The following is a 24,059-nucleotide window of genomic DNA, read 5'->3' on the forward strand; positions in this document are numbered from 1 at the left end:
CGAAGATCAGGTTTCCGCGGCGGTTCTCGATACAGCGTTGAGCTTATTTGAGCCCGGACATCTTCTGAATCGCACCTTTGAGGTCCTCATCGGTGCAGTCGCCGCAGGTGCCTTTGGGTGGCATGGCGTTGAGGCCGGTGATGGCTTTGGCCAGCAGGCCGTCAAGGCCACCTTCTTTCCTGGCTCGCTCGTCCCAGGCGGCAGTGTCGCCGATCTTGGGTGCATTCAGCAGCCCGACGCTGTGGCAGGCGGTGCAGTGTTTGGCGATGACATCGTCCGCAGATTTCGCGCCGCCGCCACCGACTGATGCCGTGACTGCCATACCTGCGCATTCCTTGCCTTGAATACAGACCTGCCCGACCGGTTCGAGTCGTTTGGCAATTTCATCATTCGTCGCTGCCTGAGCGTTGAATGCCCAAAAAGCCAACATGGCAGCCGCTGCCAGTCTCTTGTTTATCAGGTTCACGCTTACACCCTCATGGTGACTAATCACGCCCGCGACCACGGTTTGGCAGGCGGGCGAATTATAGCGACTAGCCCTTTGAGCCGAAACACCCCTACAGACAGAAAGGTTATTAGCCTTGAAGCCCGTTCATGGGGTGTCTGGCCAGCCAGCCCGTATACATGAGGCGATTGCGCTACTTCTGGTCAAAAATTGGCCGGGGTGGCTGCGCTGATTAGTCGCGCCGGCACATCGAACGGATTGCGGAATCGATGTGGTTTGGTGCTCTCGAAATAGTAGCTGTCGCCTGCTTCGAGGATGTAGGTGTCCAGACCGACGACCAGTTCCAGTCGTCCTTCGACCAGAATTCCGGTTTCTTCGCCTTCGTGTACCAGCATTTCTTCACCGGTATCAGCCCCTGGCGGGTAGATTTCGTTGAGAAAGGCAATGGCCCGACCGGGATGCGATTTGCCCACCAGTTTCATGGTCACGGCACCATCGGAAATATCAATCAACTCGCTGGCCTTGTAGACCACCTGGGTTGGATTTTCCGGCTCAAGCTCTTCGGAAAAGAACTCGACCATGGACATGGGAATCCCGCCGAGCACCTTGCGCAGGGAACTGATCGAGGGGCTGACGCTGTTTTTCTCGATCATGGAAATGGTGCTGTTGGTCACACCTGCCCGCTTGGCGAGTTCGCGCTGGGACAGGCCCTTGAGCTTGCGAATGGATTGCAGTCGTTCACCGACGTCCAATGCGGCATTCCCCCTGGTTCGGTAAGGTTAAAGTCGAGATGAACGACATGATGGCAACAGCGTTCAGTATTTACAACACTTCGGACTTTTAACCGGGCCAGCGGGGTCATTCTTGCGAATAGACCCTCGGGACACGCCGCAGATTGCAGAATATCTGGTAAGGGATGGTGCCAGCCTGCGCAGCAACTTCGCTGGCCAGTACGTTCTTGCCCCACAGCTCGACACGGCTGCCGAGGCCCGCCTGAGGCAAGTCGGTCAGGTCCACACAGAGCATGTCCATGGAAACCCGCCCCAGCAACCGGCTCGGTTGACCGTCGATCCAGACCGGCGTACCAGTAGGCGCCTGGCGCGGATAGCCATCGGCATAACCCATGGCGACTACACCGACACGGGTCGGGCGTTCGGTGACAAAGATGGCGCCATAACCCACAGGCTCGCCAGCAGGCAGTTCGCGCACGCCGATGATTTTCGACTCCAGAGTCATCACCGGCTGCAAGCGGTCAGCCAGTGCCTGCGGCTGGTCGAAGGGCGTTGCGCCATACAGCATGATGCCGGGACGTACCCAGTCACTGGGAATATTCGGCCAGCCCAGTACCGCGGGCGAGTTGCGCAGGCTGACTTCCGCCATGAGGCCCTGGCGGGCGGCCTCGAATACGGCGACCTGCTCATCGCTGCGCGAGCACGCCAGTTCGTCGGCACGGGCGAAGTGGCTCATCAAGACGATCTTCGCCACCTTGCCGGTCGCCAGCAGACGTTGATAACCCGCCTGATACTCGGACGGATGCAAGCCGACCCGGTGCATGCCGGTGTCGAGCTTGAGCCATACGGTCAACGGCTTGCTGATGCTGGCTTTTTCGATGGCTTCCAGTTGCCATAGGGAATGCACGACGAACCACAGGTCATGCTCAACGATCAGCGCCAGTTCATCGGCCTCGAAGAAACCTTCCAGCAACAGGATCGGCGCACGAATGCCCGCTTCACGCAGCTCCAGAGCCTCTTCGATGCAGGCCACGGCAAAACCGTCGGCTTGGGCCTCCAATGCCTGGGCAACACGCACAGCGCCGTGACCATAAGCATCGGCCTTGATAACGGCGAGGGCTTTGGCACCGGTCGCTTCGCGGGCCAGTTGGTAATTGTGACGCAGGGCTTGAAGATCAATCAGGGCGCGGGCTGGACGCATGGGAAGATAGTTCTGATATAGAAAAGATTAAAACTCATGTAGGAGCGAATTCATTCGCGAAAGCCACACCCAACACATCCATGCAGTATGCGGCTCAGCCTTCGCGAATGAATTCCTACGGTTATGGCAACGCAGCAACCACTGAAAGCTCGACAAGGATCTCCGGTTCGCACAGCTTGGCCTCGACCGTCGCACGCGCAGGTGCGACGCCTTTTGGCAGCCATTTGTCCCAGACACTGTTCATGCCGGCAAAGTGAGCATCGATGTCCTTCAGGTAAATCGTGACAGACAGGATGCGACTTTTGGTTGTGCCTGCCAGGTCCAGAAGACGCTCGATGTTATCGAGTGTCTCGCGGGTCTGCTTTTCGATCCCGCCCGCCATGTCATCCCCCACCTGCCCCGACAGATAAACGGTGCCATTGTGGACGACGATCTGACTCATGCGCTCATTGGTGAGCTGGCGCTGGATTGACATGTTTTGCACTCTCCTTGGTACTGCCATAGCGAGAAATATCGAGGCCTGCGGCACTGATCTGAGGTTTTTCGCTCGCCATGAGGTCGGCCAGCAAACGCCCGGAGCCGCAAGCCATGGTCCAGCCAAGTGTTCCGTGGCCGGTATTGAGGAACAGATTACGGAACGGCGTTGCACCCACGATAGGTGTGCCATCCGGCGTGGTCGGACGCAGCCCGGTCCAGAAACTGGCCTGGGTCAGATCGCCGCCCCGAGGATAGAGGTCGTTGACGATCATCTCCAGTGTTTCGCGACGCCGAGGGTTGAGCGACAGGTCGTAACCGGCAATTTCAGCCATACCGCCAACGCGGATACGGTTGTCGAAACGGGTGATGGCAACCTTGTAGGTTTCATCGAGAATGGTCGAGGTCGGTGCCATGTCGGCATTGGTGATCGGCACGGTCAAGGAATAGCCCTTGAGCGGGTAGACCGGCGCCCGGATACCCAGCGGCTTGAGCAATTGCGGCGAGTAGCTGCCCAGCGCCAGCACATAACGGTCTGCGGTTTCGAGCTTGCCATCGATCCAGACGCCATTGATACGGTCGCCCACATGGTCGAGGCGCTCGATGGACTGGCCGTAACGAAACTCGACGCCCAACTTGACGGCCATTTCCGCCAGACGGGTAGTGAACAGTTGGCAGTCGCCGGTCTGGTCGTTGGGCAGACGCAATGCACCACTCAGAATGTTGGTGACGCCAGCCAGAGCCGGCTCGACCCGGGCAATGCCTTCGCGGTCCAGCAGTTCGTAGGGCACACCGGATTGTTCAAGAACCGCGATGTCTTTCGCAGCGTTGTCCAGTTGCTCCTGGGTGCGGAACAACTGAGTGGTGCCCAGGCTGCGGCCTTCGTAGGCAATGCCGGTTTCAAGACGCAGTTCGTCGAGGCAATCGCGGCTGTACTCGGACAGACGCACCATGCGCTCCTTGTTCACGGCATAGCGGCTGGCAGTGCAGTTGCGCAGCATTTGCGCCATCCACAGATACTGATCGATATCGGCCGTGGCCTTGATCGCCAAGGGCGCATGACGCTGAAGCAGCCATTTGATTGCCTTGAGCGGCACGCCCGGCGCAGCCCATGGCGATGCGTAGCCTGGCGATACCTGGCCGGCGTTGGCAAAACTGGTTTCCATGGCTACGGCTGGCTGACGATCCACCACTGTAACCTGGAAGCCGGCCCGAGCCAGATAATAGGCACTGGTTGTACCGATCACACCACTACCAAGGACCAGAACACGCATGTCGACAACCTCATCGCGGATATCCGCTGACATTTGAAGTTTAAAGCAGGAATGTGTGCAGTATATTGAGCATTGAGCAGTGTATCTCACTGTATATCTGCGTATATTCAGCGCTAATTATCGGCAAAGAACGTTTTCGTAGAGGGGAAACCGCCTGTGCGCACTCAACACCAGTCAAAACGTGAGCTGGACAAGATCGACCGCAATATCCTGCGCATCCTCCAGGCAGACGGACGAATCTCGTTCACGGAGCTTGGGGAGCGCGTCGGGCTGTCGACCACACCCTGCACCGAGCGGGTGCGCAGGCTGGAACGCGAAGGCATCATCATGGGCTACAACGCCCGTCTCAACCCTCAGTACCTCAAGGCCAGCCTGCTGGTTTTCGTGGAGATTAGTCTGGATTACAAATCAGGCGACACTTTCGACGAGTTTCGTCGGGCAATCCTGAAACTGCCTCATGTCCTGGAATGCCATCTGGTGTCAGGCGACTTCGACTACCTGGTCAAGGCCCGCATCTCGGAAATGGCTTCGTACCGCAAGCTGCTGGGCGACATCCTTCTCAAACTGCCCCATGTGCGGGAGTCCAAGAGCTATATCGTGATGGAAGAAGTGAAGGAGAGCCTGAACCTGCCGATTGCGGATTAACCCCACCGGGGTTTAGACCAGCACCTGCCTTGTCGAAGCCATGTACTCATGGATCTGTTTCTCGACCCGAGGATGAATCAGCTCGACAGGTCGCCGTCCGTTCGGGCATGGCAGGGTCTGGGTGGTACCGAACAGACGGCAGATCAGCGGGCGCTCGTCATACACCGTGCAGCCGTTGGGGCCAAGATGCACACAGTTCAGCTCGTTCAGCGCGGCTTCCTGTTCGGCGGCGGTCTTGCGGGGCAGACGGGACATTTCTTCGGGTGAGGTGGTCACCGGGCCACAGCAATCGTGGCAACCAGGCACACACTCGAACGAGGGAATCTGACGCCGCAGATCGCGGATTTTTTCACGGTTGCAGCTCATTGAATCGACCACCCGAACACAGTGATGGGATTTTGCCTCAGTTGGCAGGCGCATGACAGCGGCTTATCCTCGCTGCTGATTTTCACCCCGCCAACAGGATCACTCCATGAACGCCCGCGTTCACCACAACCAGCACGCCGCCTCGTATTACGCCGCCAGCAGCCATCCGCAACCGGATCACCCTGCGCTACAAGGTGAGCTGACGGTGGATGTGTGTGTGGTTGGCGGCGGGTTTTCCGGGCTGAACACAGCCATCGAACTGGCCGAGCGTGGTTTAAGCGTTGCCTTGCTTGAAGCCCGCAAGATCGGCTGGGGTGCCAGCGGACGCAATGGCGGGCAATTGATCCGTGGCGTCGGCCATGACCTTGAGCAGTTCACCCCGGTCATCGGCCATGATGGCGTGCGCCAGCTCAAGCTGATGGGGATCGAAGCGGTCGAGATCGTTCGCCAGCGGGTCGAGCGCCATGGCATCGACTGCGACCTGAAATGGGGTTATTGCGACGTCGCCAACAAGCCGCGTGATCTTGCCGGTTTCGCTGAAGACCTCGAAGAATTGCGCAGCCTGGGCTACCGCCACAGCCTGCAACTGCTGCAACCGGAACAGATGCACTGCGTAGTGGGTTCGGATCGCTACGTCGGAGGCATGATCGACATGGGTTCCGGGCATCTGCATCCCTTGAACCTGGCGCTGGGCGAAGCCGCCGCCGCTCAAGCGCTGGGCGTTCGACTGTTCGAGAACTCAGGCGTGACGCGCATCGACTATGGCCCGCAGGTCAGAGTGCATACCGCATCGGGCTCGGTTCAAGCCAAAACCCTGGTGCTGTGCTGCAACGCCTACATGAATGATCTGAACCCGGAACTCGGCGGCAAGGTTCTGCCTGCCGGCAGCTATATCATTGCGACAGAGCCGCTGACCCAGGCACAGGCAGCCGAACTGATACCGCGGGACATGGCGATCTGTGACCAGCGGGTGACGGTGGATTACTACCGGCTTTCAGCCGACCGGCGCCTGCTGTTCGGTGGCGCGTGTCACTACTCGGGGCGCGCCCCACAGGACATCGCCGCCTACATGCGGCCCAAGATGCTTGAGGTCTTCCCGCAACTGGCCGGGGTGAAAATCGATTATCAATGGGGCGGGATGATCGGCATCGGTGCCAACCGTCTGCCGCAGATCGGCCAGCTCAAGAACCAGCCCAATGTGTTCTATGCCCAGGCCTATGCGGGCCACGGTCTCAATGCCACTCACCTGGCAGGCAGATTACTGGCCGAAGCCATCGCCGGTCAGCACAGCGATGGCTTCGAGTTGTTTGCCAAAGTGCCGCACATGACCTTTCCCGGCGGCCGGTATCTGCGCTCGCCATTGCTGGCGCTGGGAATGCTCTGGCATCGGCTCAAGGAACTGCGCTGACTTACATCTTCCAGAAGGGTTTCATGGCTTCAGCCATGGCCTGTTGAGCATCGAGCCCGATGTCGCGAAGCTGATCGTCGGTCAGCTTCAGCAGCGCGTGGCGGGTTGTCCAGCGGTGACGGTACAGCGCCCAACGGCTCATGTCTGGCTGTGAGTTCGTCCTGGCCTTGACCGAACTCTTCTCCTCCAACTCCTGGCTGTGAAGCGCTAAACGCACATCGCTGAGCCCGTTCATTTTTCGACCCTCCATCACGTTTTGGTGTGATGTCATGATGGAGCGTCCCGGAAAACCATTACAGATTCAAAAACCATTATTTATTTACATACAGACAAGTCAGAATCCGCACTGAATGCTATATTTTTGCCCAATCTGTATTGCTTATCAGCCCACAACACTCAAGAGTACGCCATGACGCTCTACGTCAATCTTGCCGAACTGCTTGGCTCACGCATTGAAAACGGCTTCTATCGCCCAGGCGACCGCTTGCCGTCGGTTCGGGCTCTGAGCCTTGAACACGGCGTCAGCCTGAGCACCGTTCAACAGGCGTATCGAGTGCTGGAGGACAGTGGGCTGGCAGCACCGAAACCCAAGTCCGGCTATTTCGTGCCCGCCAGCAGAAAGGCACCGGCACTCCCGGCAGTGGGCCGCCCGGTACAAAGGCCGGTGGATATTTCCCAATGGGAACAGGTGCTGGACCTGATTCGCGTCTCACCTGCCAATGCAGTTACCCAGTTGGGGCGTGGCATGCCGGATATCAGCAGCCCGACCCTCAAACCGCTGCTGCGCTCGCTGAGTCAGCTGAGTCGCCGCCAGAGCATGCCCAGTCTGTACTACGACAATATCTACGGTGTCCATACACTTCGCGAACAGATCGCACGCCTGATGCTGGATTCCGGCTGTAACCTCACGGCCAATGACCTGATCATCACTACGGGCTGTCACGAGGCCTTGTCGGCGAGCATCCGCGCCATTTGCTCGCCAGGCGACATCGTGGCAGTGGATTCGCCCAGCTTCTTCGGCGCCATGCAGACCTTGAAAGGGCTGGGCATGAAAGCGCTGGAAATCCCCACCGACCCGATAACGGGCATTAGCCTCGAAGCCCTGGAACTGGCGCTGGAACAATGGCCCATCAAGGTCATACAGCTGACGCCCAGTTGCAACAATCCACTGGGCTACGTGATGCCCGAAGCGCGCAAGCGGGCTTTGCTGACCCTTGCGCAGCGTTTCGATGTGGCGATCATCGAGGACGATGTGTATGGCGACCTCGCCTTCAACTACCCTCGCCCGCGCACCATCAAGTCCTTCGATGAAGATGGCCGCGTCCTGCTGTGCAGTTCGTTCTCCAAGAGCCTTGCCCCTGGGCTGCGTGTCGGCTGGGTCGCGCCGGGGCGTTATCTGGAACGTGTGCTGCACATGAAATACATCGGCACCGGCTCGACAGCCCCTCAGCCGCAACTGGCGATTGCCGAATTCCTTCAGGGTGGCCACTACGAGCCGCATCTGCGGCGCATGCGCACGCAATACCAGCGCAGCCGCGACCAGATGATCGACTGGGTCATGCGCTACTTTCCAGAAGGCACACGGGTCAGCCGGCCTCAAGGCGGCTTCATGCTATGGGTGGAACTGGCGGAAGATTTCGACACATTGCGTCTGAATCGTGCCTTGCTGGAGCACAACGTACAGATCGCAGTGGGCAGTATTTTCTCGGCATCGGGAAAATACCGGAACTGCCTGCGCATGAACTTCGCCCCAAAACCGACACCCGAAATCGAGAGCGCCATACGCAAGATTGGCCTGACGATTGCGAAAATGACCGAACAAACCGACTGACGTCTGAAAATCTTTCCGCTATTCCAGGGTCATATCGCATGCGAAACCCTGCCTGACGGATAAACAATTTGAAGAAATCATGGGCCTTGCCCCTTTGCCTGCTGGTTGCGCTGTGCGTCAGTGGCTGCACTCATCTCAGCGTTCCCAACGAGCCGAGCCAGGCCCTGGCGCCTTCAACCTCCGAATTCGGGCGCTCGATCCAGGCCTTGGCAATGCCCCATGAAGGGCGCTCGGGGTTTCGCCTGCTGCCCGAAAGCACCGATGCCTTCATGGCCCGTGCCGAGCTGATCCGCAATGCCAAAAGCAGCCTGGATCTGCAGTACTACATCGTGCATGACGGCCTGAGCACCCGCGCCCTGATCGATGAGCTGCTCAAGGCGGCAGATCGCGGGGTTCGTGTGCGAATCCTGCTGGACGACACCACCAGTGACGGCCTCGATCAGCCCATTGCCACCCTCGCCGCTCACCCGAACATCCAGATCCGCCTGTTCAACCCGCAGAACCTTGGCCGCGAGACCGGCGTGACACGCAGCGTCGGGAGGCTGATGAACCTGTCACGGCAACATCGACGCATGCACAACAAACTGTGGCTGGCCGACAACAGTGTCGCCATCGTCGGTGGACGCAACCTGGGTGACGAGTACTTCGACGCCGAGCCCAACATGAACTTTACCGACATCGACATGCTCAGCGTCGGGCCGGTCGCCGAGCAATTGGGACACAGCTTCGATCAGTACTGGAACAGCACGCTGAGCAAACCCATTGATGAGTTCATGTACATCCTGCCCACCGCCAGCGACCTGACCCAGGCCCGTGAACGGTTGGCCGCTTCTCTGGAAGAGGCCCATCAGCTACATAAAGCCCTGTACGAGCGCCTGATGAGCTACAAGACCCGGCCTCGCCTGAAAACCTGGCTCAACGAACTGGTCTGGGCACACAACCAGGCCTTGTGGGATGCTCCGACCAAGGTACTGGCGCGCGGAGAGCCCGATCCGCACTTGCTGCTCACGACGCAACTGGCTCCCGAGCTGCTGAAGGCGCATCAGGAGTTGATGCTGATTTCGGCGTACTTCGTGCCGGGCGAAGCCGGCTTGCTGTACCTCACCAACCGAGCGGACGCCGGTGTGTCCGTGAGCCTGCTGACCAACTCACTGGAAGCTACCGACGTACCCGCCGTGCATGGCGGCTATGCGCCCTATCGCAAGGCGCTGCTGGAACATGACGTAAAACTCTTCGAGCTGCGCCGCCAACCCGGCGACACGGGAAGCAGCGGCAGCGGCCCGCATCTGTTCAAGAAAAGCTCGTTCCTCACCAGTTCCGACTCAAGCCTGCACAGCAAGGCGATGATTTTTGATCGGCAGAAGATCTTTGTCGGCTCGTTCAATTTCGACCCGCGCTCGGTGCTGTGGAACACCGAAGTAGGCGTGCTGGTCGACAGCCCGCAACTGGCCGAAGAACTGCGCGAACTGACCCTGCAAGGCATGGCCCCGAACCTGAGCTACGAGGTGAAACTGGAAAACGGGCAAGTGGTATGGGTGACCGAAGACAACGGCCAGATGCATACCCTGCACAAGGAGCCAGGCGGCTGGTGGCGCCGCCTGAACTCCTGGGTCAGCAAGGCCATTGGCCTGGAAAAGATGCTCTAAGCGGCAATGGGTTGTTTGCCGCCGAATGCATTGCTTCTCAACGACAGAATCACCAACCCGAATGCCCCGACCGCCATCATCAACGGCAAGGCATGGCCACTGACCCACTGGCTACCGGCACCGGCAGCCAGCGGCCCGAGCAGGCAACCGATGCCCCAGAGCTGAGCCACATGAGCATTGGCGCGCACCAGCGCATCATCGCGATAACGCTCGCCAATCAGAATCAGCGACAGAGTAAACAAACCACCCGCACTGGCGCCAAACAGCACCCACAGTGGCCAGATCAGCACTGTATCGATCAGCAACGGGATCAACAGGCTGGAAACCAGCAAGGCAATCGCGCAGCCCGAGAACAGGGCACGACGCGATACACGGTCAGCCAGCAGGCCGATCGGCAATTGCAGCAACGCATCCCCGACCACCACAGTGCTCACCATCATCAAGGCGATTTCCGGCGTGAAGCCTTCGCGCAGACAGTAAACCGGCAAGAGCGTCAGGATCAGCGCCTCGAACGCGGCAAACAGAGAAACCGCCCAGGCGATGGCCGGCATGCCCCGGCAAAAGCCGAGCAAATCCCGAAACGTCACCGAGCAGGCTTCGGTACTCGGCGCTCCGCTGCGCCCGAGCAACAGCAAGGGTGAACTGACCAGCAGCGCCACGCCGATCCAGAAACCATAATCGGCCTCGGTGCCGATCACGCCCAGCAACAGCGGCCCGGCCAGTTGGCTCAAGGCATAGCAACTGCCATACAGAGCGACCAGACGCCCACGCAAACGCTCGATCACCAACTGGTTGATCCAGCTCTCGCCCAGAATGAAGACGATGGTCAGGATCACGCCCAGCATCAGGCGCAAGACCAGCCAGACCTCGTAATAAGGCAGCAGCGCCAGCAGACCGACCGAGAATGCACCGGCCCACAGACACAGACGCATCAGGTTCGCCGTGCCGAAGTGTGAGGCCAGTCGGCTCGCAAGCCCCGCGCCCAGCAGCACCCCGATGGCAGGCATCGCCGCCATGATCCCGATGGCAAACGTGCCATAGCCCCAGCTTTCCAGCCGCAATGACACCAGCGGCATGCTGACGCCCACCGCCAGGCCGACACTCAGGACCGAGGCCAGCACAGCGAAATAAGTACCCCAACGCATTTCCCTGCTCCGACGGGTCAAGAAGTGTTCAATACAACCGGAAAACCTGGACCTGTGGGAGCGAATTCATTCGCGAATGAATTCGCTCCCACAGATTAAAGCCTTACAAAACCGTGTTTACAGCTTGATCCAGGTTGATTTCAGTTCGGTGTATTTATCGAACGCATGCAGCGACTTGTCGCGGCCATTGCCCGATTGCTTGAAGCCTCCGAACGGAGCGGTCATGTCGCCACCATCGTACTGATTGACCCACACGCTACCGGCCCGCAATGCTCTGGCTGTCAGGTGCGCCTTGGACAAGTCAGACGTCCATACCGCCGCAGCCAGACCATATTGCGTGTCGTTGGCGATCTGAATGGCTTCTTCAGCGCTGTCGAAGGTCAGGACGGACAGAACCGGACCGAAGATTTCTTCCTGGGCGATTTTCATCGCATTGTTCACGCCATCGAAAATGGTCGGCTCGACATACGTACCGCCCGTTTCCTCCAGAATGCGCTTGCCGCCTGCGACCAGCTTGGCGCCATCGGCGTGTCCGGCCTCGATGTACGACAGCACCGTATTCATCTGCTGGGTATCGACCAGAGCACCGACTGTCGTCGCCGGGTCCAGCGGATTGCCTGGCTTCCAGGCCTTGAGAGCCTCGATCACCAGCGGCAGGAAGCGATCCTTGATGGAGCGCTCGACCAACAGCCGCGAACCGGCCGTACAGACTTCACCCTGGTTGAAGGCAATGGCGCTGGCAGCCGCTTCGGCGGCGGCCTGCAAGTCCGGCGCATCGGCAAAGACGATATTCGGGCTCTTGCCGCCAGCCTCAAGCCAGACGCGCTTCATGTTCGACTCGCCCGAATAGACCAGCAATTGCTTGGCGATCTTGGTCGAACCGGTAAACACCACGGTATCCACATCCATATGCAGGGCCAGAGCCTTGCCAACGGTATGACCATGCCCCGGCAGGACATTGAGCACGCCAGCCGGAATACCGGCTTCAATCGCCAGTTGCGCGATGCGGATGGCGGTCAGCGGCGACTTTTCGGAAGGCTTGAGAATCACCGAGTTACCGGTGGACAGCGCAGGCCCCAGCTTCCAGCAGGCCATCAGCAACGGGAAGTTCCACGGCACAATGGCCGCCACAACACCCACAGGCTCGCGGGTTACCAGGCCCAACTGGTCATGAGGCGTGGCGGCGACTTCGTCGTACAGTTTGTCGATGGCCTCGCCACTCCAGCTCAGCGCCTGGGCTGCACCCGGAATGTCGATATTGAAGGAGTCGCTGATCGGCTTGCCCATGTCCAGGGTTTCAAGCAGGGCGAGTTCTTCAACGTGTTTTTTCAGCAGGCCCGCGAAACGGATCATCGTGGCCTTGCGCTTGGTCGGTGCAAGACGCGACCACGCACCGGAATTGAATACGCTACGGGCACTGTCTACGGCACGCTGGGCGTCGGCGGCATCGCAACTGGCGACTTTGGCCAGTAAACGGCCATCAACCGGGCTCAGGCAATCAAAGGTAGCGGCTGAAGCGGAAGCTGTATATTCGCCATGGATGAAGGCGCGGCCTTCTATCTTTAAATCCTGGGCACGTTTTTCCCAGTCAGCATGAGTCAGGGTGGTCATACGCATGTCCTCCTTTTGATGGTAGTGGCGTGGCTGTAGAACATTAAGGACTCGATCCCGAGCCTGCGAGTTCAGCCCGAAGCATTCGCCACCCTAAACCAGCGATCTCGCAAATCCAATATATTTGACAAAAATAGCCACTTTTGGCCGTATATGTTGATTTTATTCAACGACCATTTTAAACGTCACGGCACTTATCAAGGCTGCGCGTTATCCAAGCAGCATCACTTCTCAGCGCCAGGTGAACACATGAGCATCGAAAACATTGTCGATTTCAGCGAAGCCGGTACGACTGCGGAGCACTATCGCCCTGCCCCCGAAAAAGTCTTCAAGGGTGATCCGCAGCAGACGATCTACAACCACTACAACAGCCCGTGCGGACAGATGAATGCCGGCGTATGGGAAGGGACACCTGGGCAATGGCGGGTCAATTACACCGAACATGAGTATTGCGAGATCGTGCAGGGTGTTTCAGTACTGCGTGACGAGGAAGGCCGCGCCAAGACCTTGCGGGCAGGAGACCGGTTCGTGATCCCGGCAGGCTTCAGGGGGACTTGGGAAGTACTGGAAACATGCCGCAAGATTTACGTCGTGTTTGAGGCCAAAGATATAAATAAGTAACGCTTGGGGCGCGTCTGGATCCATGAATCTAGGGGCGTCCATTCCGGACATTCTTCATAAAGGACTATGAAAATGACTAACGAACAAATCACCCAGACCCTTCAATACCTGATCGGCACCCGCTACATACCGACTATCAAGGCCTACATCAGCGAGCTGACCGGCCGTGCCCGGGTTCTGGGTCCTGACGATTTCAGCACCAGGGAATTCGATCTGAACCGCGTCCAGGTAAACACAGATCAGGCAGGTCTGATTTCGAGCTTCACATTTGGCTGATACCACCAAATGACAGACACAAAAAAGCCCGCATTGCTGCGGGCTTTTTTGCAGGAGACAGAATCAATTACTTGATTTTGCCTTCTTTGTAGATCACGTGCTTACGTACAACCGGATCGAATTTTTTGATTTCGATCTTGTCGGGAGTAGTGCGCTTGTTCTTGTCGGTAGTGTAGAAGTGACCAGTACCGGCGCTCGAGATCAAACGAATCAATTCACGCATGATTATCTCCTTAGATTTTGCCGTCGCGGCGCAGATCAGCAAGCACAGCTTCGATGCCACGCTTGTCGATGATACGCATGCCTTTGGCAGATACGCGCAGACGGACAAAACGCTTCTCGCCTTCAACCCAGAAGCGATGATGCTGCAGGTTTGGCAGGAAACGACGACGGGTTTTGTTGTTTGCGTGGGAAATGTTATTCCCGGTTACTGGACCCTTACCAGTAACTTGACAGACTCTCGACATGCCTCAGCCCTCTAAAACCACATGCCCAACCCGGCATGGGTTGGCCGCTTAATCTCTCAGTCATTTGGCGCCAGGCGCCGCGTTTCTTTAAGGGTCTTACCGGCTACACCTACAGTGAAGGAACCGGGCCCCTAGAAAAGAGCGCTGCTTTATACCAGAAACCCTTTGAGGCAACAACAAGCAATGTACTTTGCGCCTCAGGAATATGTATTCGCAAGCCCTGCGCTCAAGCTATACGGGCACGCAGGCAAATTGACCGCTCGTCGCGCTGTGACGATTGTTCTGAGCAGGCACATGGTCTAGGGTAAGGCGCTCACCAGACTGCGCCGGCAGATGGACCCTTTCTGATTACAGGAATATCGCCATGCGTCTTGCTGCAATACCCTTTTTGCTCGCCCCGCTGCTCTTCCCGGTCATGACTCAGGCAGCGAGTCTTGTGGTCTGCACCGAAGCCAGCCCCGAAGGCTTCGATGTCGTGCAGTACAACTCACTGACAACCACCAACGCTTCGGCCGATGTGCTGATGAACCGTCTGGTGGATTTCGATGCCAAGAGCGGCAAGCTGGTACCGAGCCTGGCGCAGGAGTGGACAGTCTCAAGCGACGGGCTGACCTACGATTTCAAACTGCGCTCCGGAGTGAAATTCCATAGCACCGCCTATTTCACCCCGACCCGCGAACTCAGCGCGGAAGACGTAGTGTTCAGCTTCAAGCGCATGCTCGACCCGCAGAACCCCTGGCACAAGATTGCCCAGAGCGGCTTCCCGCATGCGCAGTCCATGCAACTGCCTGCACTGATCAAGAATATCGAATCGCCGGACGCCCATACCGTGCGCTTTACCCTGAACCATGCCGACTCGACCTTTCTGGCGACCTTGAGCATGGGGTTTGCGTCGATCTACTCGGCTGAATACACCGACCAGCTGTTGAAAGCCGGCACACCGGAAAAACTCAACAACCAGCCTATCGGCACCGGCCCTTTCGTATTCAAGCGCTTCCAGAAAGACGCCGTGGTGCGCTACGAAGCCAACAAGGATTACTTCGCGGGCAAGCCTGAAAGCGACACGCTGATTTACGCCATCACGCCGGATGCCAATGTGCGCCTGCAGAAGATCCGCCGTGATGAATGCCAGATCGCGCTTTCACCCAAGCCGCTGGATATCCCGGAGGCCAGCAAAGACCCGGCGCTCAAGGTGGAAAAGAACGAAGCCTTCATGACAGCGTTCGTGGCGATCAACAGCCAGCACGCACCGTTCGACAAACCGGAAGTGCGTCAGGCTGTAAATCTGGCCTTCGACAAGGCGAACTACCTGAAAGCCGTGTTTGAAGACACCGCAGAAATCGCCAACGGCCCTTACCCGCCCAACACCTGGAGCTACGCCAAAGAGCTGCCGGGTTATCCACATGATGTCGCCAAGGCCAAGGAGTTGCTGGCCAAGGCCGGACTGAAGGATGGCTTCAAGACCACCATCTGGACTCGCCCTTCCAGCAGTCTTCTGAACCCCAACCCAAGCCTGGGTGCGCAGTTGCTGCAAGCGGACCTGAAACAGATCGGCATCGATGCCCAGATCAAGGTCATCGAGTGGGGCGAGCTGATTCGTCGCGCCAAGGCAGGCGAGCATGACTTGCTGTTCATGGGCTGGGCAGGCGACAACGGCGACCCGGATAACTTCCTGACGCCGCAGTTCTCCTGTGCCGCCGTGCAGTCGGGCACCAACTTTGCCCGCTACTGCGACAAGACCCTGGACAAGCTGATCAGCGACGGCAAATCCACCAGCGATCAGGCGCAGCGCAGCAAGCTGTATCAACAGGCCCAGGCGCAGATCCAGCAGCAGGCACTGTGGCTGCCACTGGCCCACCCGACCGCCGCCACCCTGACCCGCAAGGACGTTACCGGCTATGAAGTCAGCCCGTTCGGGCGTCAGGACTTTTACAAGGTGAAGGTGAAGTAAGCGCTCTGTGAAACTTCGCGAATGAATTCGCTCCTACGCAGACTGTGTGGGAGCGAATCGGGCGGCGCTCCGCTCATTCGCGAAAGGCCTACACCAAACCCATTTCCACCATCGACAGCGGTTCTCCATCGCCGATGATCACATGGTCCAGCACCCGCACATCGATCAGCGCCAGCGCCTGTTTCAGGCGCTTGGTCAGTTCGATGTCGGAATGGCTGGGGTCGGTGACGCCCGAAGGGTGGTTATGGCACAGGATTACGCTGGCGGCATTGTGGACCATGGCACGTTTGACGACCTGTCGCGGATGCACATACGCCGCGTTGATCGTCCCGTGAAACAGGGTCTCGAACGTCAGGACACGATTCTTGCTGTCGAGAAACAGGCAGCCGAAGACTTCATGCTGTTCCTGCCGAAGTATGGCCTTGAGATACCTGCGCACTTGCAGCGGGCTTTCCAGGATTGAATCACGACGCAATGTTTCGGCCATGTGCCGACGCGCCATCTCCATCACCGCCTGCAACTGGGCAAACTTCGCTGGCCCAAGCCCCAGATGCGAGCTGAACATGCTCAGGTCGCTTTCCAGCAGCGCTCTCAGACTGCCAAATTGATTCAACAGATGACGCGCCAGATCTACAGCGCTTTTTCCGGCCACGCCGGTACGTAAAAAGATGGCTAACAACTCGGCGTCGGAAAGGCTTTGCGCCCCCGATGCCAATAAACGCTCACGCGGGCGTTCGGACACAGGCCAATTGCGAATACTCATAGCACCTCCATGTGTGTGGCGCCGCTGTTCCGGTGCGGTCGCTGTGCTATCTTAGCCCATCTTTTTTGCGCGGCGACCTGGCCTGGGGAGGCGTCATCGCTGTCGCGTATTCAATCGACCAAAAAGGCAGGCCTATGCAGCGGCTGTATCGAAAACGCATCGTTCTGGGCGTCGGCGGCGGCATCGCGGCCTACAAGAGCGCCGAACTGGTTCGCCGGTTGCGCGACCACGGCGCAGAAGTGCGTGTCGTCATGACCAAAGGTGGCGCCGAGTTCATCACGCCCCTGACCATGCAGGCCCTTTCCGGGCACCCCGTACACATGGATCTGCTGGACCCGGCGGCCGAGGCCGCGATGGGCCATATCGAGCTGGCCAAGTGGGCCGACCTGATCCTCGTCGCTCCGGCCACTGCCGACCTGATAGCCCGTCTGTCACAAGGCATTGCCAATGACCTGCTGACCACCATCGTCCTGGCGACCGACGCAACGGTCGCCATTGCCCCGGCCATGAACCAGGCCATGTGGCGCGACGAGTCGGTGCAGGCCAATACCCGCCTGCTGGAAGACCGCGGCTTTCGCGTCTTCGGCCCGGCATCCGGCAGCCAGGCCTGTGGCGACGTGGGTTTCGGGCGCATGCTCGAAGCCAACGATCTGGCCCAGTGCGCCGCCGACTGCTTCCAGCGCCTGACCCTGACCGGCAAGCATGTCCTGATCACCGCAGGCCCGACCCAGGAAAACATCGACCCAGTGCGTTACATCACCAACCACAGCTCCGGCAAGATGGGCTTTGCCCTGGCCGAAGCCGCCGTGGAAGCGGGTGCCCGTGTCACGCTGATTACCGGCCCGGTCAACCTGCAAACGCCGGATCGCGTATCGCGTATCGATGTGGTCAGCGCCCGCGACATGCTGGCCGCCTGTGAAGCTGCGATCCCCTGCGACTTGTTCATCGCCTCCGCAGCCGTGGCCGACTACCGCCCGGAAGTCATCGCGCCACACAAACTCAAGAAAGATCCTACCAACGGCGACGGCCTTCTGCTCCAGATGGTCCGCAACCCGGACATCCTGGCCACCATCGCCACCCGCCCGGATCGCCCTTTCAGTGTCGGCTTCGCCGCCGAGACCGAACACCTGCTCGACTATGCTGCACGCAAGCTCAAGGACAAGAACCTCGACCTGATCGTCGCCAACGATGTTGCCAACCCCAGCATCGGCTTCAACAGCGAGGAAAACGCCTGCAGCGTGATCGACCGGGCGTTGCACGCAACGCTTTTCGCCCAGACCAGCAAGGCCAAGATTGCCCGCCAGCTGATCACTTTTATCGCAGAACGCATGAATCAGGTTTAACTACGAATGCACGCTCTACAAGCAAAGATCCTCGACCCTCGCATCGGCAACGAATTCCCGCTCCCGGCCTACGCCACCCCAGGTTCGGCCGGCCTGGACCTGCGCGCCATGCTCAAGGAGGAAACCATCCTCGAACCTGGCCAGACGCTGCTGATCCCCACCGGCCTGTCGATCTACATCGGCGATCCGGGTCTGGCAGCCATGATCCTGCCGCGCTCGGGCCTGGGCCACAAACACGGCATAGTGCTGGGTAATCTGGTTGGCCTGATCGACTCCGATTATCAGGGCGAACTGATGGTTTCCTGCTGGAACCGTGGGCAGACCGCATTCAAGATTTCCATCGGCGAACGCATCGCCCAACTGGTGCTGGTACCGGTGGTTCAGGCCCGCTTCGAGCTGGTCGAAGAGTTCGATGAAAGCCAGCGTGGCGCTGGTGGTTTCGGTCACTCCGGCAGCCACTGATCGCTCGCGGCTCAGGAAGATCACCCCGTTTCAGGACGAATCGCAGGAGAGGTCGGGTGAAAGGCAGTCAAAACGTGTCAAAGCAGTCTGTAACCGCCACGAACCCGCCTCCGGCTGCAAGCCTGCAAGGCTTGTTTCCCGGCCTCCTCCTTGCCGTCGCAGGCTTGCTGTGCTCAGCGGTGCTGATCTGGTTTGCGCTGTTGAGCAACCCCCAGCAACAAAACCCGCTGACCCAAGCCTGGGGAAGCAGCCAGGCCTCGGCCGTCAATCTGGCCCTCAAGCAGATGAACGCCGACACCCAGGCTGCCGCCTCCAACGACGCTCTCGTACAAGCCCTGCAAAGCAAGGACACTGCTGCGCTGGCGGCACTGCAACACCAGCTCAGGTACTGGGATGGCCTGGTCGGCGCCCGAATCGATCCCAAAGGCCTGAATGACGTCGATCCACAAGGCTCATTGCCAGTGAGCTTTGCGACTCTGGATATGCTGAACGACGCCGCCCAGGGCCAGACCGCACCTCCCGAAGCCCGCAAGCTGGGCGAGCGCTGGGTGATCTACAGCGCAGCACCGGTGCGGGCCAGCCCGACACAACCGGTCATTGGCACCCTGTTGCTGGCGTTCGATCCACAACGCTTGCTCAACGCACTGCCGGTCATGCCTGACGAGGCCGGAAAAATCGTTCTGAGCCAGCAATTCGGCACAGGGCAAGAGCAGGTTTTCCTGCAGCGCGGCGAAGCAGACAACGGCAAGCCGTTGAGCTTCGATACCGGTCATGCCAACTGGAAACTCGAATTCACCCCTGGCTCATCACTGCAATCTTCACCTTCCCTGCTGCTTCTGTCAGTGGCGGCAATCATTGCTCTGGCTGGCGTATTACTGGGGCTGCACTTTAATGAAAGGGCTCTGCAACGGCGTATTTGCGAGGATGCACGGCAACTGAATCAGCTGCTTCAAGAACTCTCGGACGGAAAAACCGTCAAACCCTTCGGTTTGAGCCTTGAGGCACTCAACAGTCTGGCTCAGGCCCTTGCCCGCTTTTCGCCTCGCGGCCAGCCACAGCCGGTCGTGAACGAGGAGTCGGACGCCGCAAGCAGTACGAGAAACAGTGTTTCGACCCCATTCACAGCACCTGACGCCCAATGGACAGATCCGCTGTTTCAAGATACCGATATTCTTGATATCGACCTTCTCGACGAAAACCAGGACTTCCTGAGATCGGAGCATCCCCCAGTTATGAGCAGCCAAGAATCCACGGCACCTAAACTTCCCGACAATATTTTCCGCGCCTATGACATCCGCGGCGTGGTCGGGGATACCCTCAATGCTGAAACGGCTTATTGGATCGGTCGCGCCATAGGCTCCGAAAGCCTGGCCCAGAACGAGCCGAACGTCAGCGTTGGACGCGACGGACGTCTTTCAGGTCCTGAACTGGTGCAACAACTGATTCAAGGCCTGCACGACAGCGGCTGCCACGTCAGCGATGTCGGCCTGGTGCCAACCCCTGCGCTTTACTATGCGGCCAATGTGCTGGCTGGCAAGACCGGCGTCATGTTGACCGGCAGCCACAACCCCAAGGACTACAACGGCTTCAAGATCGTCATTGCTGGCGACACCTTGGCCAACGAGCAGATCCAGGCGCTGCACGAACGCATCAAGACCAACAACCTGACTTCCCAGAAAGGCAGCATCACCAAGGTCGACATCCTTGATCGCTACTTCCAGCAGATCAAGAACGACATCGTGCTGGCTCGCAAACTGAAAGTCGTGGTCGACTGCGGCAACGGCGCAGCCGGTGTGATCGCCCCGCAACTGATCGAAGCCCTGGGCTGTGAAGTGATCTCCCTGTTCGCGGAAGTCGACGGCAACTTCCCCAACCACCACCCGGACCCGGGCAAGCTGGAAAACCTCGAAGACCTGATCGCCAAGGTCAAGGAAACAGGTGCAGACCTGGGCCTGGCCTTCGACGGCGACGGCGACCGTGTGGGCGTGGTGACCAACAAAGGCAATGTGGTCTACCCCGACCGCCTGCTGATGCTCTTCGCTCTGGACGTGCTGAAACGCAATCCGGGCGCCGATATCATTTTCGACGTGAAATGCACCCGCCGCCTGACCCCGCTGATCAGCGAGCATGGTGGTCGTCCGGTCATGTGGAAAACCGGCCACTCCCTGATCAAGAAAGAGATGAAAAAGAGCGGTGCGCTGCTCGCTGGCGAGATGAGCGGCCATATCTTCTTCAAGGAGCGCTGGTTCGGTTTCGACGACGGTATCTACAGTGCTGCACGCCTGCTGGAAATCCTCAGCCAGGAATCCCAGAGCGCCGAAGACCTGTTCGAGACCTTCCCGAACGACATTTCTACGCCTGAGATCAACATTAAGGTGACCGATGTCACCAAGTTCAGCATCATTGAGGCCCTTGAGAAAGACGCCCAGTGGGGCGACGCTAAACTGACCAGCATCGACGGTGTGCGCGTGGACTATCCGAACGGCTGGGGCCTGGTACGTGCTTCCAATACTACGCCAGTGCTGGTATTGCGCTTCGAGGCTGAAACCGAAGCCGAATTGCAGCGTATCAAGGATGTTTTCCACGCCGAGATCAAGAAAGTTGCACCGGATCTCAAACTTCCGTTCTGATTGTTTTTTCCTTTTGACTGGAGCCCTGAATGACCCTCGACCGTGATGCCGCCTCTAATGTAGCCAAGGTTCTATCCGAAGCGCTGCCTTACATTCGCCGCTTCGTCGGCAAGACGCTGGTAATCAAGTACGGCGGCAACGCCATGGAGAGCGAGGAGCTGAAAACCGGCTTCGCGCGCGACATCGTGCTGATGAAAGCGGTAGGCATCAACCCGGTGGTCGTTCACGGCGGCGGCCCTCAGATCGGTGATCTGCTCAAGCGCCTGTCCATCGAGAGTCACTTCATCGATGGCATGCGCGTCACCGATGCCCAGACCATGGACGTGGTGGAAATGGTCCTGGGCGGCCAGGTCAACAAGGACATCGTCAACCTGATCAACCGTCATGGCGGCAGCGCGATTGGCCTGACCGGCAAGGACGCTGAACTGATTCGTGCGCGCAAGCTCACCGTCAGCCGCCAGACACCGGAAATGACCAAGCCTGAAATCATCGACATCGGCCATGTAGGCGAAGTCGTGGGCGTCAACACCGAACTGCTGAACATGCTGGTCAAAGGCGACTTCATCCCGGTCATCGCACCTATCGGTGTCGGCCCGGACGGCGAGTCCTACAACATCAACGCCGACCTGGTTGCCGGCAAGGTTGCAGAAGCCCTCAAGGCCGAAAAACTGATGCTGCTGACCAACATCGCCGGCCTGATGGACAAGCAAGGTGAAGTCCTCACCGGCCTGACCACCGAGCAGGTAGACAGCCTGATCGCCGACGGCACCATCTACGGCGGCATGCTGCCCAAGATCCGCTGCGCACTGGAAGCAGTCCAGGGCGGCGTTCACAGCTCGCACATCATCGACGGCCGCGTACCCAACGCCGTCCTGCTGGAAATCTTCACCGACAGCGGCGTCGGCACGTTGATTACCAATCGCAAGCGTCACTGATTGCGATAAGAAGCGCCCAAAGCCCTGCCAGCTTTTGTTGGCGGGGCTTTTTTACAGGTGTCATGAATTCGGTGCTTCGTGGTCCCGTCGCCGGCAAGCCGCCTCCCACAGACGACACCGCTCTGACTTGGCAACGCTTAACGCAGACAGAGCGAATGAATTCGCTTACCTGATCAACACTCCTCTACAAATCCTCATTCCCGATCGACTTGAAGACTCGCAAGTTACTCTCCTGCCCACCAATGCTCTGATTGACGCTACGGATCAGATTGGCCATGTCCGCCGCGGCTACCCGCAGATCCACGTCTGGCATATGCAGGATGTAGTTTGTCATCACATAAGCATCGTTGATCGCGTGCACCGAAGACAGGGACTGGAGCGGCCCCAGCGGTGCAACGATGCCTGCGGCCCGAAATTGTTCTTCATACTCGATCACCGATTTGAAAGGTAAACCTTTACACAAGTCATCGGTCCCCAGGTACTTGTGAGTGCATTCGTGGATGAGCGTGTCGACCAGATCTTCCATCCGCGTACTCATTACTTTGTTGAACCGGAGATTGACGTCGTTGGAGTTGTGATACCCCGCTGGATTTGTGTTTAGGCAACCGTTAGTCGACGGTCCGCCGAACAGAATGTGAGACAGCGGTTTTGTTACGTAAGCAACCACCCCAGGCCCGGAGGGCTTTAGCCAGTGATAGCCAAACTCCGCCAAACGCAGGCCAGGCGAACGCATACCAGCCAACAATTGCTGCAACTTCAGGTTCAGAGCTTCCAGAGCCTCAAAAACCTGAGGGACCGAACTCAGGCGAAAGTGAACTACCAAATGCCGATAGAAGTCCGGATGTAGCATCTGCACCGACTCTTCGTCGTCAAAGCCTGAGTGTTGCGCCTCTCTGACCACATGAAGGGCGATTACCGCTCTCTCGACAGCTTCGTGAACGGCTGCACGTGCCAGACGCATGGCTTCAGACAATTTGCTTAGCGCAGGGGGCGTAATCTCGTTGATGGCGATAATGTTCAGGCCGCCGATCTTATATTCCACTGCCATGTGTGCTCCGGACCGGATGAGAGTAAGGACGATTGTGCATGACCATCCGTACGAACGGCCAGTTGATACTAGCCTCCGCCCCAGGTCGCCCAATAGAGGCGTATACCTGGAGTGACGCTTATCCGCCCCCGAACTCACGTCCAGGCACCTGATCGCAAGATGCCTCTCTTTCTCTTGAGTGAAACTTCCGAGACAATCTCGACCGCTTGCGCCTGTCTATTTCGGTAACTAGTCTGCGTCGGTCGCTGAAACTCAGCGATCGGGTTTAGCAGCCCGTTCTTATCAGGCGTACAGCGCTCCCATTACCCAAGGTGCTTTTGCGGCCCTGCGTTATGGTGGCCGTGCGTGGGGCATCTTCGGGTGCGCCGGGTTCCTGATAACCGGTCTGCTAACCCGCGCATGGCTACCACCCACTCGTTTAGCAGCGAGGGTGTTGGCTTCTTTTAATTATCAGGAGTTACACCATGGTTAAAAAACTTGTTCCCGACCCGCCTGTTTTTGGGCTGTCCTCCCCGGACAACACCATCGACTGCCATGAAACCCAACTGGCCCATGTCTCAGACCTTTTGCGCTGCGCGGGTGCGACGGCCTATGAAGGTGGCGATGCGTTGAATGGCCAGCAGCGAGACCTGATTATGGCTTCAATGCACTTGATCAGTCAGGCTCAGGGGGTGATTGACCAGATGCTTGATACCCCCGTCTCCAACAGACGAAGTTGAAACATCTTCGCGAATGAATTCGCCCCTACTCGAACCCTGTAGGAGCAATTCATTCGCGAAAACGCCA

At 58.5% G+C, this 24,059-nt stretch carries 25 protein-coding genes; 12 read left to right on the forward strand and 13 right to left on the reverse strand.

Going from position 1 to position 24,059, the window contains the following annotated elements:
• Positions 1-43: 43 nt before the first annotated feature.
• The 5 genes from Q6A51_RS03515 to dadA all read right to left on the reverse strand — a co-directional run bounded on the left by Q6A51_RS03515 (position 44) and on the right by dadA (position 4,125).
• A complete protein-coding gene (locus Q6A51_RS03515) occupies positions 44-466 on the reverse strand; it encodes a c-type cytochrome (protein ID WP_201019463.1) in 423 nt (140 codons plus the stop codon).
• Between the two features lie 182 nt (positions 467-648).
• The gene (locus tag Q6A51_RS03520; RefSeq protein WP_025257935.1) at positions 649-1,197 is read right to left on the reverse strand and encodes a cupin domain-containing protein; all 549 of its coding nucleotides are present in this window, start codon (positions 1,195-1,197) and stop codon (positions 649-651) included.
• Positions 1,198-1,303: 106 nt separating this feature from the next.
• Positions 1,304-2,377, reverse strand: a complete 1,074-nt coding sequence (gene alr, locus Q6A51_RS03525) for an alanine racemase (RefSeq protein ID WP_201019464.1) — start codon at positions 2,375-2,377, stop codon at positions 1,304-1,306.
• Positions 2,378-2,498: 121 nt separating this feature from the next.
• The gene (locus Q6A51_RS03530; protein WP_201001054.1) at positions 2,499-2,852 is read right to left on the reverse strand and encodes a RidA family protein; all 354 of its coding nucleotides are present in this window, start codon (positions 2,850-2,852) and stop codon (positions 2,499-2,501) included.
• Positions 2,824-4,125 carry a D-amino acid dehydrogenase gene (gene dadA / locus Q6A51_RS03535; RefSeq protein ID WP_201001053.1) on the reverse strand — a complete coding sequence of 434 codons (1,302 nt, stop codon included), beginning with the start codon at positions 4,123-4,125 and terminating at the stop codon, positions 2,824-2,826. The genes Q6A51_RS03530 and dadA overlap by 29 nt, the downstream gene beginning before the upstream one ends.
• A 156-nt stretch (positions 4,126-4,281) precedes the next feature.
• Between dadA and Q6A51_RS03540 the strand changes: the two genes are divergently transcribed.
• Positions 4,282-4,770: an Lrp/AsnC ligand binding domain-containing protein gene (locus Q6A51_RS03540; RefSeq protein ID WP_025257931.1), complete on the forward strand. Its 489-nt coding sequence runs from the start codon at positions 4,282-4,284 to the stop codon at positions 4,768-4,770.
• A 12-nt stretch (positions 4,771-4,782) separates the two neighbouring features.
• Here Q6A51_RS03540 and Q6A51_RS03545 read toward each other — a convergent pair whose 3' ends face one another.
• On the reverse strand, positions 4,783-5,136 hold the full coding sequence (locus Q6A51_RS03545) for a YkgJ family cysteine cluster protein (RefSeq protein WP_200993666.1): 354 nt from the start codon (positions 5,134-5,136) through the stop codon (positions 4,783-4,785).
• 106 nt (positions 5,137-5,242) lie between these two features.
• Here Q6A51_RS03545 and Q6A51_RS03550 point away from each other — a divergent pair, with 106 nt between their 5' ends.
• Positions 5,243-6,544, forward strand: coding sequence for an NAD(P)/FAD-dependent oxidoreductase (locus Q6A51_RS03550; RefSeq protein ID WP_304574147.1), 1,302 nt, complete (start codon positions 5,243-5,245; stop codon positions 6,542-6,544).
• 1 nt (position 6,545) lies between these two features.
• On the opposite strand, the gene Q6A51_RS03555 is transcribed toward Q6A51_RS03550, so the two are convergent.
• Entirely contained in the window at positions 6,546-6,779 is a 234-nt protein-coding gene (locus Q6A51_RS03555) for a DUF1127 domain-containing protein (protein WP_201019467.1), read from the reverse strand.
• A gap of 174 nt (positions 6,780-6,953) precedes the next feature.
• Between Q6A51_RS03555 and Q6A51_RS03560 the strand changes: the two genes are divergently transcribed.
• Positions 6,954-8,375 carry an aminotransferase-like domain-containing protein gene (locus tag Q6A51_RS03560; protein ID WP_201019468.1) on the forward strand — a complete coding sequence of 474 codons (1,422 nt, stop codon included), beginning with the start codon at positions 6,954-6,956 and terminating at the stop codon, positions 8,373-8,375.
• Positions 8,376-8,443: 68 nt separating this feature from the next.
• On the forward strand, positions 8,444-10,021 hold the full coding sequence (locus Q6A51_RS03565; RefSeq protein ID WP_201019469.1) for a phospholipase D family protein: 1,578 nt from the start codon (positions 8,444-8,446) through the stop codon (positions 10,019-10,021).
• On the opposite strand, the gene Q6A51_RS03570 is transcribed toward Q6A51_RS03565, so the two are convergent.
• Both Q6A51_RS03570 and Q6A51_RS03575 read right to left on the reverse strand, forming a co-directional pair.
• A complete protein-coding gene (locus Q6A51_RS03570; protein ID WP_304574148.1) occupies positions 10,018-11,166 on the reverse strand; it encodes an MFS transporter in 1,149 nt (382 codons plus the stop codon). The genes Q6A51_RS03565 and Q6A51_RS03570 overlap by 4 nt on opposite strands.
• Positions 11,167-11,283: 117 nt before the next feature.
• Positions 11,284-12,777, reverse strand: a complete 1,494-nt coding sequence (locus Q6A51_RS03575) for an aldehyde dehydrogenase (protein WP_201001043.1) — start codon at positions 12,775-12,777, stop codon at positions 11,284-11,286.
• A 249-nt stretch (positions 12,778-13,026) separates the two neighbouring features.
• Here Q6A51_RS03575 and Q6A51_RS03580 point away from each other — a divergent pair, with 249 nt between their 5' ends.
• On the forward strand, positions 13,027-13,398 hold the full coding sequence (locus Q6A51_RS03580) for a cupin domain-containing protein (RefSeq protein WP_201019471.1): 372 nt from the start codon (positions 13,027-13,029) through the stop codon (positions 13,396-13,398).
• Positions 13,399-13,470: 72 nt separating this feature from the next.
• Positions 13,471-13,674 carry a hypothetical protein gene (locus Q6A51_RS03585; RefSeq protein WP_201019472.1) on the forward strand — a complete coding sequence of 68 codons (204 nt, stop codon included), beginning with the start codon at positions 13,471-13,473 and terminating at the stop codon, positions 13,672-13,674.
• 67 nt (positions 13,675-13,741) lie between these two features.
• On the opposite strand, the gene rpmG is transcribed toward Q6A51_RS03585, so the two are convergent.
• On the reverse strand, positions 13,742-13,897 hold the full coding sequence (rpmG, locus tag Q6A51_RS03590; protein ID WP_007894709.1) for a 50S ribosomal protein L33: 156 nt from the start codon (positions 13,895-13,897) through the stop codon (positions 13,742-13,744).
• A gap of 10 nt (positions 13,898-13,907) precedes the next feature.
• On the reverse strand, positions 13,908-14,141 hold the full coding sequence (rpmB, locus tag Q6A51_RS03595; RefSeq protein WP_025257921.1) for a 50S ribosomal protein L28: 234 nt from the start codon (positions 14,139-14,141) through the stop codon (positions 13,908-13,910).
• A gap of 364 nt (positions 14,142-14,505) precedes the next feature.
• Between rpmB and Q6A51_RS03600 the strand changes: the two genes are divergently transcribed.
• Entirely contained in the window at positions 14,506-16,092 is a 1,587-nt protein-coding gene (locus tag Q6A51_RS03600; protein WP_304574149.1) for an ABC transporter substrate-binding protein, read from the forward strand.
• 88 nt (positions 16,093-16,180) lie between these two features.
• Here the strand turns inward: Q6A51_RS03600 and radC are convergent, their stop codons facing one another.
• Positions 16,181-16,855, reverse strand: coding sequence for a RadC family protein (radC, locus tag Q6A51_RS03605; RefSeq protein ID WP_201001037.1), 675 nt, complete (start codon positions 16,853-16,855; stop codon positions 16,181-16,183).
• Between the two features lie 134 nt (positions 16,856-16,989).
• Between radC and coaBC the strand changes: the two genes are divergently transcribed.
• The 4 genes from coaBC to argB are packed head-to-tail and all read left to right on the forward strand — an operon-like array spanning position 16,990 to position 22,225.
• Positions 16,990-18,198: a bifunctional phosphopantothenoylcysteine decarboxylase/phosphopantothenate--cysteine ligase CoaBC gene (coaBC, locus tag Q6A51_RS03610; RefSeq protein WP_201001035.1), complete on the forward strand. Its 1,209-nt coding sequence runs from the start codon at positions 16,990-16,992 to the stop codon at positions 18,196-18,198.
• Between the two features lie 6 nt (positions 18,199-18,204).
• Positions 18,205-18,660 carry a dUTP diphosphatase gene (dut, locus tag Q6A51_RS03615; protein WP_201019474.1) on the forward strand — a complete coding sequence of 152 codons (456 nt, stop codon included), beginning with the start codon at positions 18,205-18,207 and terminating at the stop codon, positions 18,658-18,660.
• A gap of 56 nt (positions 18,661-18,716) precedes the next feature.
• Entirely contained in the window at positions 18,717-21,290 is a 2,574-nt protein-coding gene (locus Q6A51_RS27330) for a phosphomannomutase/phosphoglucomutase (protein ID WP_322791241.1), read from the forward strand.
• A 29-nt stretch (positions 21,291-21,319) separates the two neighbouring features.
• Entirely contained in the window at positions 21,320-22,225 is a 906-nt protein-coding gene (argB, locus tag Q6A51_RS03625; RefSeq protein ID WP_025257915.1) for an acetylglutamate kinase, read from the forward strand.
• Positions 22,226-22,409: 184 nt separating this feature from the next.
• On the opposite strand, the gene Q6A51_RS03630 is transcribed toward argB, so the two are convergent.
• The gene (locus Q6A51_RS03630; protein ID WP_304574150.1) at positions 22,410-23,273 is read right to left on the reverse strand and encodes a hypothetical protein; all 864 of its coding nucleotides are present in this window, start codon (positions 23,271-23,273) and stop codon (positions 22,410-22,412) included.
• Positions 23,274-23,737: 464 nt separating this feature from the next.
• Between Q6A51_RS03630 and Q6A51_RS03635 the strand changes: the two genes are divergently transcribed.
• Positions 23,738-23,992 carry a DUF6124 family protein gene (locus Q6A51_RS03635; RefSeq protein WP_201019476.1) on the forward strand — a complete coding sequence of 85 codons (255 nt, stop codon included), beginning with the start codon at positions 23,738-23,740 and terminating at the stop codon, positions 23,990-23,992.
• Positions 23,993-24,059: the final 67 nt, after the last annotated feature.

It is taken from the genome of Pseudomonas serbiensis, from assembly GCF_030580745.1.
GTDB classification, from domain to species: domain Bacteria; phylum Pseudomonadota; class Gammaproteobacteria; order Pseudomonadales; family Pseudomonadaceae; genus Aquipseudomonas; species Aquipseudomonas serbiensis.

Bases quoted from the DNA above. Each gene is read 5' to 3' on its own strand.
- alr (WP_201019464.1), bottom strand. From the start codon at position 2,377: ATGCGTCCAGCCCGCGCCCTGATTGATCTTCAAGCCCTGCGTCACAAT.
- Q6A51_RS03530 (WP_201001054.1), bottom strand. From the start codon at position 2,852: ATGTCAATCCAGCGCCAGCTCACCAATGAGCGCATGAGTCAGATCGTC.
- dadA (WP_201001053.1), bottom strand. From the start codon at position 4,125: ATGCGTGTTCTGGTCCTTGGTAGTGGTGTGATCGGTACAACCAGTGCC.
- Q6A51_RS03545 (WP_200993666.1), bottom strand. From the start codon at position 5,136: ATGAGCTGCAACCGTGAAAAAATCCGCGATCTGCGGCGTCAGATTCCC.
- Q6A51_RS03550 (WP_304574147.1), top strand. From the start codon at position 5,243: ATGAACGCCCGCGTTCACCACAACCAGCACGCCGCCTCGTATTACGCC.
- Q6A51_RS03555 (WP_201019467.1), bottom strand. From the start codon at position 6,779: ATGAACGGGCTCAGCGATGTGCGTTTAGCGCTTCACAGCCAGGAGTTG.
- Q6A51_RS03560 (WP_201019468.1), top strand. From the start codon at position 6,954: ATGACGCTCTACGTCAATCTTGCCGAACTGCTTGGCTCACGCATTGAA.
- Q6A51_RS03570 (WP_304574148.1), bottom strand. From the start codon at position 11,166: ATGCGTTGGGGTACTTATTTCGCTGTGCTGGCCTCGGTCCTGAGTGTC.
- Q6A51_RS03575 (WP_201001043.1), bottom strand. From the start codon at position 12,777: ATGACCACCCTGACTCATGCTGACTGGGAAAAACGTGCCCAGGATTTA.
- Q6A51_RS03580 (WP_201019471.1), top strand. From the start codon at position 13,027: ATGAGCATCGAAAACATTGTCGATTTCAGCGAAGCCGGTACGACTGCG.
- Q6A51_RS03585 (WP_201019472.1), top strand. From the start codon at position 13,471: ATGACTAACGAACAAATCACCCAGACCCTTCAATACCTGATCGGCACC.
- rpmG (WP_007894709.1), bottom strand. From the start codon at position 13,897: ATGCGTGAATTGATTCGTTTGATCTCGAGCGCCGGTACTGGTCACTTC.
- rpmB (WP_025257921.1), bottom strand. From the start codon at position 14,141: ATGTCGAGAGTCTGTCAAGTTACTGGTAAGGGTCCAGTAACCGGGAAT.
- Q6A51_RS03600 (WP_304574149.1), top strand. From the start codon at position 14,506: ATGCGTCTTGCTGCAATACCCTTTTTGCTCGCCCCGCTGCTCTTCCCG.
- radC (WP_201001037.1), bottom strand. From the start codon at position 16,855: ATGAGTATTCGCAATTGGCCTGTGTCCGAACGCCCGCGTGAGCGTTTA.
- coaBC (WP_201001035.1), top strand. From the start codon at position 16,990: ATGCAGCGGCTGTATCGAAAACGCATCGTTCTGGGCGTCGGCGGCGGC.
- dut (WP_201019474.1), top strand. From the start codon at position 18,205: ATGCACGCTCTACAAGCAAAGATCCTCGACCCTCGCATCGGCAACGAA.
- argB (WP_025257915.1), top strand. From the start codon at position 21,320: ATGACCCTCGACCGTGATGCCGCCTCTAATGTAGCCAAGGTTCTATCC.
- Q6A51_RS03630 (WP_304574150.1), bottom strand. From the start codon at position 23,273: ATGGCAGTGGAATATAAGATCGGCGGCCTGAACATTATCGCCATCAAC.
- Q6A51_RS03635 (WP_201019476.1), top strand. From the start codon at position 23,738: ATGGTTAAAAAACTTGTTCCCGACCCGCCTGTTTTTGGGCTGTCCTCC.